This is a genomic window from Paenibacillus sp. J31R120, from assembly GCF_056269225.1.
This window is the reverse complement of sequence record NZ_JBWDNN010000004.1, coordinates 148689-161290: the sequence shown is the minus strand read 5'-3', so window position 1 is coordinate 161290 and position 12602 is coordinate 148689. Positions and strand designations below refer to the sequence as shown.

Below are 12602 nucleotides of genomic sequence, written 5' to 3'. Positions count from 1 at the left end.
GCACTCCTTTTCACCATAACTTTATTGATCGACCAATCACTAATCATTATTCCCCAGTATAGTATAGCTGGATCATGATAGCAAGAACAACGCACCCTGAATACACTTCAGCCCGACGCAATGAAATAGCCCATCCGCTAAGACGGCTGAGCTTTCTTTTCACTGTTTACCTGCTAGTAACAATGCTGCTCCACCGTAACGGCCTCGCCAATTACAACTTTAGCGCTGCCGGATAACGTCTCTGTATACCCGCATACACCGGTCGTTACAACTTCTCCTCTAGCATTAGTATGGTTCATATATACGCCATTTTCACCTGTGATCTGAAGATTCGGCTTGAAGGAGAGCCGCTCGCCGCTCTTAAGCGTTCGATTGATCGCATCCTTGGAATCCCCGCTTACCAAGCCTGCCTCGACAATCACAATATCATGCTCGGTTTGGTTCTCTACCTGCACTGTAAACCCGCGCATGTAATTGAACACACCACTATACTCAAGCAAGTTGCCGCCTGCCCATCCAAGCCATATAATCACAGCTGCAGACGCTGCCCAGAGTCCAATCTTTGTCTTTTTCTTCACGTCTCTCCCTCCCTCGTATGTATAACGATAGATGAGAGACAAATGTTTCCTCTGCTTTCCAATCTTATTTCTCACTCGTTCTCCCGACCACTAACACATCCATCGACCTGGCGTGTGCCATAACCGTCTTCATGATGCTCCCGCTTCCGAGTGCCCTGAACCAACGGCGCTCCGGCTGGCCAAGCACCAACTGAGAGCATCCCAGCCGCTTGGCAGCCGCAACAATCTCTCCGCCTATACTTCGTGCGCCGGGAGCGGCCTGCAGCACGAAGCTGCCGCCAAGCCGCTCGGCCAATGCTTGAAGAGATCTGATACGCGCTTGACTCTCCTCCCGTTTCTTAGACATGTCCGTATCGATATAGATGGTATGCCAATTCGCCTTAAGCCGGTGCGCGATGCGAAATCCTCGGCGGATTAAGCTTTCCGCTTGATCATCCAAGGAAACAAATACTCCGATCACTTCCTTTCTCCGCCAAGGACCGCGCAAAGCCCCGCTTCTCTGCCAGGCTTCAAGTCGCTCATCAACATCATCCGCCACCTCCCTGAGCGCAAGCTCCCGCAGAGCAATGAGATTCACTTCCCGAAAGAAGTGCGATAGCGACTGTTCAATCTTATCCTGTGCATAGATTTTACCGTCCTTCAGCCGCTGCCGAAGCAGACTGGGGGGCGCATCGATCAGCACGACCTCATCCGCCCCACCCAGAATGCTGTCCGGCACCGTCTCTCTTACGCGCACGCCAATTGCCCCGGCTACTGCATCATTTAGACTCTCCAGATGCTGTACATTCATCGTGGAGATGACCGATATGCCCGAGTCGAGCAGTATCTGAACAGCCTCATAGCGTTTCTTATAAGCCGATCCAGGAACGTTCGTATGCGCCAGTTCGTCCACCAACACTACTTCCGGGTGCCTCTCCAAGATAGCTTCAAGGTTCATCTCATGCAGCACCGTTCCCCGATAATCCACCCGCTTCTGAGGGATGGCCGAAAGCCCCCCTATCTGCTCGGCTGTATCCTTGCGGCCATGCGTTTCCAGGAGGCCAATGACTACATCGACCCCTTCAGCTAACAGGCTGTTCCCCTCTCGCAGCATGGCATACGTTTTACCGACGCCGGGAGCAGCCCCCATGTATACCTTAAATCTTCCTCTATGAATAGACTGGGTTTTCCTTTCGATCTCCAGCCCGCTCAGTCTCCGGTAACGGCTGCGCGGCTCTTCATTATTCCGGGCAGGCAGCATGCGCTCGCCATCAAGCTCCGTTCGGTCAGCTACGATGAACAGATCGATTCCTATCGCCTCGCTCAGCAAGCTATGGATGACGGAGCCGCTTCGCCACTCCTGCCAGCGGGTCTGCTTGGAATGGCCCAGCACAATACGCGTAATCTGATTAGACCTCGCAAAATTCAGCAATTGACCAGACAGTTTCCTTCTGGACTGGAGCGGAAGCTCGCTGAAGGGAGCATTTAGCTTATGGCACAGCTTTTTCATCGCCTGGCGGAACGATTCCGCCTCCCGGGTAAGACGTATCCCTATTTTTACGAAGGCAACCACTGTCAGCTCCCCATTCAGACGCTTGGCAATCTGATGGCCGCGCCTGACATAGATCGAGCCGTTCCAATGATATTGAGCGGCGACCAATATCCGCTCTCCTACGCCGGAAGGACCCGTCAGCCCTTCCTCTTCCCGATGCTTTTCGAGCGTTCCGATTACCCCTTCCGCCATATGCCGGAGAGCAATTTCGCGCAGAATGGCCAAGCTGCCGCGGCTGAAGAGGGGGGCAGGAATTTTGCTGCCCAAGCTGCCATCCCCGATCCGCTTGAGCATCGTCTCCGGCGATACGTCAATAAGCCGCACCTCATGGGCTGTTGCAAGCACATCGTCAGGCACCGTATCCGCCGCTTCAAGCTCCACCCGCTGTTTGGCCAGCAAGCGTGCTCCCTCCAGCTCGATCGCATTTACCGTTACGATCACACTGATGCCATTAACCAACAGATGCTTAATATCCTCAAGCCGTGATGGTTTGGCAGCGCCCGGCTGATTCCGATGCGCCAATCCGTCCGTCAGCACAACCTCGGGATTGCGGGCGAGAATCGCATTCAGATCCAAATCCTTCATCTCAGAGCCCTTTTTCATCCACTTCAGGCTCGGAATTCGCTCCAGCCCTTCCAGCTGCTGCTTCGTCTCCGGCCTGGCCGACGTCGTGACGGCGCAATAGACGACATCTACACCTTGTTGCAACAGCTCGTGCCCTTCGCGCAGCATATGATAAGTTTTGCCTGAACCGGTGAACGCTCCGATATATACCTTAAGCTTGCCCTGATGAAGGCCTGCTATGGATTGCAGCAGCTCCTCCGGTGTCTTGCGCCGATACTCATTCATACGCGCACCTCCCTTCTACGCAAATACCCTGAATCTCGGCCTTACGGACGAGACTCAGGGCTCCATAAGCCCTGCTTAGCCAGCCGGCTCGACCTGATCTTTCAGCTCCAGATTAAGGAGCAGTACGTTCACAACACGTTTGCCGAACACACCGAGCTCTCTTTCCTTGGTTTGCTCCTGAACCAATTGCTTAAGTGTCTCGGTGGATACGCCGCTCCACTGGCTGACGCGCGGAATTTGCGCCAGCGCTGCCTCCACGCTAATATGCGGGTCCAGTCCAGAGCCCGAATTCGTAAGCAAGTCTTGCGGAACTTGGCCGAGCGATACATTCGGGTTAGCCTGCCTCCACTCCTCTGCTGACGCTTGCGTCCGCGCCAGCAGCTCCGGATTCGACGGCGCATAATTCGGGGTGCCCGAGCCATCAGCCGCATAGCCAATGCTGGATACACGTCCATGGAACCATGCCGGCTCTGTGAATGACTGCCCGATCAGCTCTGAACCAATCACTTGTCCTTCCTCGTTCAAGAGCAAGCTTCCGTCAGCGCGATAAGGCATAACCAGCTGGGCAATTCCCGTCACGGCGACATTATAGATGACTCCGCACAGCAGCATCACCACCAAGCTGCTGCGGATTATTATGGATACCATGCTCCTAGCCTCCTTAGAACATCTCAACTGCTTTTTACACCCATAGTTGAACGATCATATCAATCGCCTTAATCCCGGCAAAAGGGACAATCACTCCCCCCGCGCCGTAGAGCAGCAGATTACGGCTCAGCAGCTTGGAGGATGACATCGGCTTATAGGCAATTCCTTTCATCGCTAGGGGGATCAGCAGCGGAATAATAATAGCGTTAAAAATTAATGCCGATAAAATCGCTGATTCAGGCGATGCCAGCTGCATCACATTAAGAGCGCTCATCTGCGGAATGGCCACGATAAACATCGCAGGAATAATCGCAAAATATTTGGCGATATCATTCGCAATACTGAAGGTCGTCAGAGCACCCCGGGTCATCAGAAGCTGCTTGCCGATGGCGACGACTTCAATGATTTTGGACGGATCGGAATCCAGATCGACCATATTGGCCGCTTCCTTGGCCGCCACCGTACCGCTGTTCATCGCAATGCCCACATCAGCTTGCGCCAGTGCCGGAGCATCATTGGTGCCGTCACCCGTCATCGCAACCAGCTTGCCTGCAGCCTGTTCCCTGCGGATGACGGCGATTTTATCCTCCGGCTTGCTCTCGGCGATATAATCGTCGACCCCCGCTTCCTTCGCAATCGTAGCCGCTGTGAGCGGATTATCGCCTGTACACATAATCGTCTTGATGCCCATCTCCCGCATCTGTTGGAAGCGTTCCTTCATGCCGGGCTTGACCGTATCCTTCAAGTAGATAATGCCGTACAAGCGTGCCTCCACCGCGACTGCCAGAGGCGTTCCGCCTTGCGAGGCCACCTCGTCGGCCCTTTCCTTCAAGCCTGCGGGAATGGAACCGCCTTGTTCCTCCACCCATTTCCTCACCGCATCGACCGCGCCCTTGCGGACTCTCCGGCCATCCTTCAAATCGAGACCGCTCATACGGGTCTCTGCCCTGAATTCCACAACCTCAGCCCCATCAAGGAAGGCAGCATCCGATTCGATCCTGAGACGCTTATTCAGCTCCAGTACAGAACGGCCTTCCGGCGTTTCATCCTTCAGCGAGCATATCCCTGCCCAGCCTGCAAGCTCTTCCAGCGTCGTTCCTTCAGCAGGAAGGAACTCGCTCGCCATCCGGTTACCGAACGTAATCGTGCCCGTTTTATCCAAAATAATCGTATTAATATCGCCGGCAGCCTCTACGGCCTTTCCCGACATCGCCAGCACATTGAACTGCGTCACGCGGTCCATCCCGGCAATGCCGATCGCGGACAGCAATCCGCCAATCGTGGTCGGGATGAGGCACACAAGCAAAGCGATCAACACAGGCACCTCAAGCGTAATGCCCAAGTACCGCGCAAAAAAAGGCAGCGTCACGACAACGATCATAAAAATGACCGTCAAAGTCACAAGCAACGTGTTAAGCGCAATCTCGTTCGGCGTCTTTTGCCGCTTCGCGCCCTCTACAAGGGAGATCATCCGGTCCAGGAACGAATCGCCGGGATCACTGGTGACACGCACTTTGATGCGGTCGCTGACGACCCGTGTACCGCCTGTGACCGAGCTGAAGTCGCCGCCCGCTTCCTTCATCACTGGCGCCGATTCTCCTGTAATCGCCGACTCATCTACGGAAGCGAGCCCTTCGATGACTTCGCCATCAGCAGGTATCAGCTCTCCCTGCTCGATCAGCACAATATCACCCTTGCGCAGCGTATGTGATGGCACCATCTCGATGCGAGAGCCTGTCACTTTCCGCGCATGCATCTCCTTCTTGGCGCTTCTCAGAGAATCGGCCTGCGCCTTGCCCCGGCCCTCCGCCAGCGCTTCCGCATAGTTGGCGAACAGAATGGTTAAGAGCAGAATGGCAGCCACCGCAAGGTTGAACCAGGCATCGATATCCGAGGACCCCAGCGCATCCGGGTATACAGCCAATAACAGCGCAACTATAAATCCAAGTTCAACGACAAACATAATCGGATTTTTAATCATAAGACGCGGGTCCAGCTTCAGGAAAGCCTCTTTCATCGCATGTCTTGCGATCGGCCCCGTCCACATCGATTGTTTTTTATGGCTCACGAGATTCTCTCTCCTTCACGAAAAAGCACTATGGCATTAAGGTCAATTGCTCCGCAATCGGTCCCAATACAACAAACGGGAAAAACGTAAGCGCGCCAACCACGAAGACCGTTCCTGCGAACAGAGCGCCAAATAATGGCTGGTCCGTACGGAATGTGCCGATCGAATCCGGCACCGGCTTCTTCGCGAGCAGCGACCCTGCAACCGCCAACAGCAAGATAACGCCAATATAACGCCCGAAAAACATAACCGCTCCCGTCATCATGTTCCAGAACGGCGTATTGTCGCCCAGCCCTTCAAATCCAGATCCGTTATTGGCAGCGGAGGAGGTGAATTCGTACAATACCTGAGTCAGACCGTGAAAGCCCGGATTCGAGACAGTCTCCGGATATAGCATCAGCGCAATTGCGGATGGCACCAAAATGAGCAGCGGCTGTACCAGCAGAACAATCGCGATCAGCTTCATTTCCCTGCCTTCAATTTTTTTGCCCAAAAATTCCGGCGTCCTGCCCACCATAAGCCCAGCTAAAAATACTGCGATAATCGCATACATCAGCACATTCATAAATCCGGCGCCAATTCCGCCGTAGATCGTATTCAGCATCATATTGGCCAGCGACACCAGCCCGCCCAGCGGCGTAAGCGTATCGTGCATCGTATTGACAGCTCCCGTCTCCGAAGCGGTCGTAACGACGGAATACAAGGAAGAAGCCTCCAGACCGAACCTCATCTCCTTGCCTTCCATGCTGCTTTGCGACGAATCCATGCCGATCGCCCCAAGGGCGGGATTGCCGGCACTCTCGGCAGCCAGCGAGGCTCCCATCATAACGAGGAACATCACACCCATTGCACAGAATAACACAAGGCCCTGCTTCCGGTTGCCAACCATCTTTCCGTAGGCAAACGGCAACGCTGTCGTCACCAGCATCATGAGCAGCATTTGCAGCAGATTGGACAGATTGGTTGGATTCTCGAGGGGATGAGCAGAGTTTGTTCCGAAGAAGCCTCCGCCGTTGTTGCCCAGCTCCTTAATCGCCAGGAACGATCCGACAGGCCCTCTTGCGATATGCTGTTCAGCTCCTTCCATCGTCGCAGCCGTCACAGAAGGCTCCAGCGTCTGAGGCACACCCTGCGATACGAACAGAAGCGATGTGACGATAGCAATCGGCAGCAGAATGCGCGTAATGGAGCGAATCATATCGACAAAGAAATTACCAAGCGGCTTGCCAGACAAGCCTCGAATGAACGCCATAGCTGCGGCAAGCGTCGTTGCCGGTGCCGTGAACATCAAGAAGACAATCGCAAGCATTTGTGCCAAATAAGACATGCCGCTTTCCCCGCTGTAATGCTGCAGGTTCGTATTCGTCATAAAGCTGATAGCCGTATTGAACGCCAACGTAGGCTCCATAGCTGCAATGTTGCCCGGATTGAGAGGGAGCAAGTGCTGCAGCCGGAAGATCATATAGACGACCAGAATCATAAAAGCGTTGGCGAACACGAGCGATAACCCATATTGCTTCCAGGTCTGGTTCGTTTTTTGGATGCCGCTAAGCGCCATAATCGGCTTCTCCAGCCAGCCGAAAGCGCGGTCGAGAGTTGTAGGCGAATAATCGAATGCACGCGCCATATATAATCCTGTTGGCTTTGCCAACGTCACAACGATTAATAGAAAAATGCCAATCGAAAGAAGCCCGGCAATCGTCACTTCCAGTCCCTCATTTCATCACACGTAATGGATAAACTACTGATCCTTCCGCCCGCTATCCGTTTCCTTCGCCGACCAAGCGGCAAGGCCCCATACGGAAGCCACCAGCACAATCAGAAATGCAACCAAAATTACATCTAGCACGATGCATCCTCCTCTCCGTTCTTCTCCAATCGATTCTCTTCAAATTCCGATACAAGCTCCTCCGGCTGCAACGATGCATGCAGCAGCTGATCTGCTCCCAAATGCCGATATAACCCCGGAATGCTGTGACTCTGGGTCACCACGATAATTCTGCCCGATACAAGCGGACGAAATAGCTTTAAGTACCTGCAAACCAGCGGCACGGAGTTGTCGAACAAATACACATCATGAATCTGTCCGCCCTTCAGTGGACAATCTCGCTCTTTCGTGTCGAGCTTGATAAAGCAGCTGATTCCGAATCCCTCATGGATTCGCCGTTGCCTGCCGCTGCTGACCAAAGCCGCTACAGGCCAGCCCTTGTATAGCAACAGCTTCACAAATTGCCGACCGTATTCATTCGGCGCATATACCAGCGTAAGCTTTGAATGGAACGAGTTCACTCTTCATTCTCCTTTATCCCTTTCAGCCAATTGGGCGCAAAAAAAGAAGCCTGCGAAGGAGGGGTCCCTCGCGGCTTCTTCTGCAGGCATAGCGAAACAAGCTTCGCTTATGCCGAAGAGCTGCAATTGGCCTCTCTCGAATCGCTTACGAGGTTAGCTGTCGGATTCGGGCGTGAGAGCCGCCCTACCGGACCTGCCAGGTCCGGATTCACCCCGGGATTTCACGCTTGGCGCAAAATCGAATGGTTCCCCCGTTTTCTGCTCTGTGCAGAAACTCAGCGTGTTGCTTGGTCATAATCCTATTTGCGCATCAAAAAACCACAGAGGCACGTGTCCCCTGTGGTCGCCAATGCGATCACAAGCCACTTCCTCTCCATCTACGCTTACGAGGTTAGCTGTCGGATTCGGACGGTGAGAGTCGCCCTACGCTTGGCCGGCGCCCAATCTGGCGCTGCAAGCGATTCACCCCTTGCCATCCGAACTTCCGGCTCTCACACCGGACTGTTCACTTGGCGAATGGTTCCCCCGTTTTCCCGCCTCTTGCGGGAAACTCAGCGATTGCTGTAAAGCTTAATCCGAATATTACTCCTGTCTTCTGAAAGTGTAAAGCAGCAGTAAATGCTGCTTTCCCCGATTTTCCATACCTTGCAATCTGATTTATCGCATTCATCGGCTCTTCTCGGAGAAAAGCTCTTCTACACTCGTGCAATCACAGCCGCACACGATTTACGCCTTGCAGGCGAGCCCTTTTATGGCCTTTTCCGAAGACCGCCCGTCGCTAGCAGCAGTGCAAACGAGATCACGACCATTCCTGCCGTCCAGGCCCAAGCCATCGGCATATTGCCGGAATCGACCGCGACATAGATCGCGGTAGGAATGGTCTGCGTCTTCCCCGGAATGTTGCCCGCAATCATCAGCGTTGCCCCGAACTCGCCCAAGCTACGCGCAAAGCCGAGAATATAGGCGGTCATTACGGCACGCATCGTCAGCGGCAGCGTCACATACCGGAATACCTTCCACTCCCCGGCGCCTGCCGAACGCGCGGCATCCTCCAGATTCTTGTCCACCGAATCGAGCGCTACCTTCATCGTCTGGTACACAAGCGGGAACGCCACCACGATCGAGGCAATTACAGCCGCCCATGGCGAGAAGAGAACCGGAGCGGAGAAAATCCATTCCGCTGCCCGGCCCAGCACCCCCTGCCTGCCCCATAGCACGAGCAGCAGAAAGCCGACCACAGTGGGTGGCAGCACTAGCGGCAGCATGAAGGCCGTCTCCAGCAAGATTTTGCCTCGGAATGACCTCCTCGACATCCACCATGCTGCGGCAATGCCCGCCACGGCCGCGACAATGCTGGAGATCAGTGCCACCTGCAATGACAGTACGACTGGCGGCCAGAACGATTGCCAGCTCATTAAGGCTGCTTCGGCAGGCTGAAGCCGTATTTCACGAACAGGTTGAGCGCTTCTTCCGTCTGCAGGTAATCGTACAATTCGCGTACTTGCTTCTCATGCTTGGTCGCCTTGATGATGCCGATCGGATACAGAATCGGCTTGTAGCTGTCCGGATCGGCCGCAAAAGCGATGTCCGTCTTCGACTCCGATGACAGTGCGTCCGTACGGTAGACAAAACCCGCATCCACGTTGCCTGTCTCTACATACTGTAGCACTTGCCGCACGTCCTTGGCCTGTACCGCCTTGTCTTGAAGCTGGTCCCACAGACCGGCATTCGTCAACGCTTCCTTCGCATACGCACCGGCAGGCACACTCTCTGGAATGCCTATTGCCAGCTTGCTCACCGAAGCAGACAACAAATCCTGTACGCTCCCGACACTGTCCCCTTTGCCCTCCGGCGTCACCAGAACAAGCTCGTTGGATAACAAGTTGATTCGATCCTTCGCATCTATAAGTCCCTTATCCACCAATGCGTCCATGTTCTTGGCCGCAGCGGACAAGAACAAGTCCGCTGGCGCACCTTGCTCAATCTGCTGCTGCAGCGAGCCGGAAGCTCCGTAATTGAACAACAGCGTAACGCCTGGATGTTCCTTCTCATAAGCCGCTTTCAGCTCGTTCAGCGCATCAGTTAAACTTGCCGCTGCCGATACCGTCAATTCCACTTTCGTCTCCTTAGAGTCTTTGCCGCAAGCAGCCATTACTAACATCATTACAACCGCCATCAGGATTACAATTGCTTTTCTCTTCATTCCGTTCATTCTCCCTCGCTCCAATAACTAGTTATATCTATTTATATTCAAATATATCTAAATAGCATTATACCTACCCCTATTCCGATCTGTAAATATCATTCCTGCCCTCCGTTCACTCGGCTCCAATATGCTACAATGGCTATATCAAAATTGGAAAACGGACCAGGAGGACAATCGAACATGTCTCAGCATCTCTCCTACACGACGGAAGAAATCGCCCAACTGCTTAAAATTTCAAAGCTAACCGTCTATGATCTGATCAAAAAGGGGGAGCTTCCCTCCTATCGGGTCGGCAAGCAAATGCGCATCGACGCTTCTGACCTTGAAGCCTACAAGCAGCGCAGCAAAGCAAAGTCAGCCGGACAAGAGGCATATACGGCTCCGACGGCTGCTCCAATCGTTGCCCATCGGACGGGCACGGCGCCTGTCCTCACCGGACAGGATATCAGCCTCGATATGCTGGCCAGCCATCTGGAGCGACGCATGCCCGGACTGCGGCCGCTGCGCTCGCATACCGGAAGCCTAGACAGCTTGATCAGCATGTACAGAGGGGAGGCGGACATCGTCAGTACGCATCTCTTGGACGGAGACAGCGGCGAATATAATATCCCTTATATCCGCCGTCTGCTCATCGGTATGCCATATATCGTCGTCAATCTGTTAAGCCGTCCTGCCGGATTGTATGTGTCAAAGGGCAACCCTCACGGCCTTACTGGATGGCGGGATCTTAGCCGCCCCGGGCTAAGGCTCGCCAATCGAGAGGTGGGGTCGGGAGCACGTGTGCTGCTGGATGAGCAACTGCGGCTGAGCGGAATCGCGCCTGGGAGCATTGCCGGCTATGACAACATCCACACCAGCCATATCTCCGTCGCCTCTAAGGTCGCATCAGGTGAAGCTGATGTCGGAGTGGGAACCGCCAGAGCGGCATCGATCGTGGAACAGGTTGATTTTATCCCGCTTACACAAGAACGATACGATCTGGTTATTCTGAAAAACGACCGCAGCAAGCCATGGCTTCACGAGTTGCTGGACGTACTACGCTCAGATGAGTTCCGGCAAGAATTGCAATCCATTTCCGGCTATGACCTGTCTCTTACCGGCCAAGTGCTGTATGAGACGCCCTAATACATCCATATCTTTACACATATTGGACTGGTTCATATAATAGAAATAGAGAAGGAACATATCGGGGTATGGCGCAGCCTGGTAGCGCGCACCCTTGGGGTGGGTGAGGTCGCTGGTTCGAATCCAGTTACTCCGATTCCGAAAGCAAACAACAAGGATTTAAGCAATTTTTGATCATCAAAATTGTTTTATGGTCAAGATAATACCGGCTCGGCAAAATAGACCATTTCCCCCATGGAAGTAACATTCATGTAGGGAGTGGTCTATTTTGTTTTTAAAGTTCTCTCGCATTTCATTTCTTAGAGATGGTGGTGACATCTTAAGCATTCAAAGCTTATTACGTCATAGTACATTAGATATGACTAAGCGCTATTTATCTGCATCTGGACATATATGACAGAAATTAATGACCGACATAACCCTCTTTTGCAGTCACATAACCTTTTCCTTAATATAATTTTTCTTGGTCACTTAAATTAGATCCAGATGATAACTGTGCCAAAACAAAAAAAATCCCACCGCTTAAAAACCGGTGGGATTTCAACTAGTTTACTCATGAGTCATTCCTACTCTTTTTTATTAACTGTACAGTCAAAATCAATGAAATAATCGCAAGAATGACCAGAACGACTCCCTGAATTACTACTGTAAAAGGTAACGAATGGTACCAGGCATCTTGTATAAATAATTTCACAATTCTAAATAGAATATAAAATATCGCCAAAAAGACCAAAGTATGAACGAGTTTGTCAGCTAGTTTCTGGATAGTATCGCCTCATTTCATAGATGTTAAATCTCCGTTAAATGCCCAACTTGTTTCGTTTCCATCCAAACCAGCACCGTATTTAAGTATTTTAAATACTAGTGAAGCCCAAGGAATTTTGGTATCTCCTTTTATTTGAATATATTGAGATTTAGTATTTAAAAATTGATTATCTGCAGCTTCACTTTGTACATTAGAGCTTAATGCTGATATAGTGCAAGTGTGATACCAAGTGATACTGATTAATATAAGATTAACAACAATAACTTTAGTGGTAAACGAATTCTAGTTTGCGGAAATTCACAAAAATTTGCGTGCTACTAAAAAAGTTTCTAAACGTCCAATATTAAATAAACGAAGTGGAAATCCATTTAAGTCCATTTTCCATAACTAGTATTAGTGATTCAAATAAATTTCTATTAAAGTAGTGTTATCTGCACTGATACATATTAACTTCATCTGGGAAGATTGAGCCCATGAGATTATATAAATCAAAACATCTTCAAGAAAATTAAGCTATGTCGTAAGATATGAGATAACCTAAC

At 52.0% G+C, this 12602-nt stretch carries 10 protein-coding genes, 1 tRNA gene and 2 riboswitches; of the genes, 2 read left to right on the top strand and 9 right to left on the bottom strand.

Annotated features, from left to right (window positions below; translation table 11 throughout):
• Positions 1-173: 173 nt before the first annotated feature.
• The 9 genes from AC0YNW_RS16240 to modA form a co-directional block, all read right to left on the bottom strand.
• On the bottom strand, positions 174-578 hold the full coding sequence (locus tag AC0YNW_RS16240; RefSeq protein WP_475832812.1) for a hypothetical protein: 405 nt from the start codon (positions 576-578) through the stop codon (positions 174-176).
• Positions 579-642: 64 nt separating this feature from the next.
• A complete protein-coding gene (locus tag AC0YNW_RS16235) occupies positions 643-2958 on the bottom strand; it encodes a histidine kinase (RefSeq protein ID WP_475832811.1) in 2316 nt (771 codons plus the stop codon).
• A gap of 75 nt (positions 2959-3033) precedes the next feature.
• Positions 3034-3606 carry a potassium-transporting ATPase subunit KdpC gene (gene kdpC / locus AC0YNW_RS16230; protein ID WP_475832810.1) on the bottom strand — a complete coding sequence of 191 codons (573 nt, stop codon included), beginning with the start codon at positions 3604-3606 and terminating at the stop codon, positions 3034-3036.
• 34 nt (positions 3607-3640) lie between these two features.
• Positions 3641-5653, bottom strand: a complete 2013-nt coding sequence (kdpB, locus tag AC0YNW_RS16225; RefSeq protein ID WP_475833158.1) for a potassium-transporting ATPase subunit KdpB — start codon at positions 5651-5653, stop codon at positions 3641-3643.
• 49 nt (positions 5654-5702) lie between these two features.
• Positions 5703-7373: a potassium-transporting ATPase subunit KdpA gene (gene kdpA / locus AC0YNW_RS16220; protein ID WP_475833157.1), complete on the bottom strand. Its 1671-nt coding sequence runs from the start codon at positions 7371-7373 to the stop codon at positions 5703-5705.
• 42 nt (positions 7374-7415) lie between these two features.
• Positions 7416-7523 carry a signal peptide protein gene (locus tag AC0YNW_RS16215; protein WP_475832809.1) on the bottom strand — a complete coding sequence of 36 codons (108 nt, stop codon included), beginning with the start codon at positions 7521-7523 and terminating at the stop codon, positions 7416-7418.
• Positions 7517-7963 (bottom strand): hypothetical protein, encoded by a 447-nt coding sequence (locus AC0YNW_RS16210; RefSeq protein WP_475832808.1) that lies wholly within the window; start codon positions 7961-7963, stop codon positions 7517-7519. The genes AC0YNW_RS16215 and AC0YNW_RS16210 overlap by 7 nt, the downstream gene beginning before the upstream one ends.
• Positions 7964-8089: 126 nt before the next feature.
• Positions 8090-8254: riboswitch (cyclic di-AMP (ydaO/yuaA leader) on the bottom strand.
• A 73-nt stretch (positions 8255-8327) separates the two neighbouring features.
• A riboswitch (cyclic di-AMP (ydaO/yuaA leader) is annotated at positions 8328-8530 on the bottom strand.
• Between the two features lie 182 nt (positions 8531-8712).
• A complete protein-coding gene (modB, locus tag AC0YNW_RS16205) occupies positions 8713-9378 on the bottom strand; it encodes a molybdate ABC transporter permease subunit (RefSeq protein WP_475832807.1) in 666 nt (221 codons plus the stop codon).
• Entirely contained in the window at positions 9378-10175 is a 798-nt protein-coding gene (gene modA / locus AC0YNW_RS16200) for a molybdate ABC transporter substrate-binding protein (RefSeq protein ID WP_475832806.1), read from the bottom strand. The genes modB and modA overlap by 1 nt, the downstream gene beginning before the upstream one ends.
• Before the next feature lie 174 nt (positions 10176-10349).
• Here modA and AC0YNW_RS16195 point away from each other — a divergent pair, with 174 nt between their 5' ends.
• Both AC0YNW_RS16195 and AC0YNW_RS16190 read left to right on the top strand, forming a co-directional pair.
• On the top strand, positions 10350-11294 hold the full coding sequence (locus AC0YNW_RS16195; protein WP_475832805.1) for a substrate-binding domain-containing protein: 945 nt from the start codon (positions 10350-10352) through the stop codon (positions 11292-11294).
• 62 nt (positions 11295-11356) lie between these two features.
• Positions 11357-11430, top strand: a tRNA-Pro gene (locus AC0YNW_RS16190).
• The last annotated feature ends 1172 nt before the right edge of the window (positions 11431-12602 follow it).

Bases quoted from the DNA above. Each gene is read 5' to 3' on its own strand.
- kdpC (WP_475832810.1), bottom strand. From the start codon at position 3,606: ATGGTATCCATAATAATCCGCAGCAGCTTGGTGGTGATGCTGCTGTGC.
- modA (WP_475832806.1), bottom strand. From the start codon at position 10,175: ATGAACGGAATGAAGAGAAAAGCAATTGTAATCCTGATGGCGGTTGTA.
- AC0YNW_RS16235 (WP_475832811.1), bottom strand. From the start codon at position 2,958: ATGAATGAGTATCGGCGCAAGACACCGGAGGAGCTGCTGCAATCCATA.
- kdpB (WP_475833158.1), bottom strand. From the start codon at position 5,653: ATGTGGACGGGGCCGATCGCAAGACATGCGATGAAAGAGGCTTTCCTG.
- AC0YNW_RS16195 (WP_475832805.1), top strand. From the start codon at position 10,350: ATGTCTCAGCATCTCTCCTACACGACGGAAGAAATCGCCCAACTGCTT.
- modB (WP_475832807.1), bottom strand. From the start codon at position 9,378: ATGAGCTGGCAATCGTTCTGGCCGCCAGTCGTACTGTCATTGCAGGTG.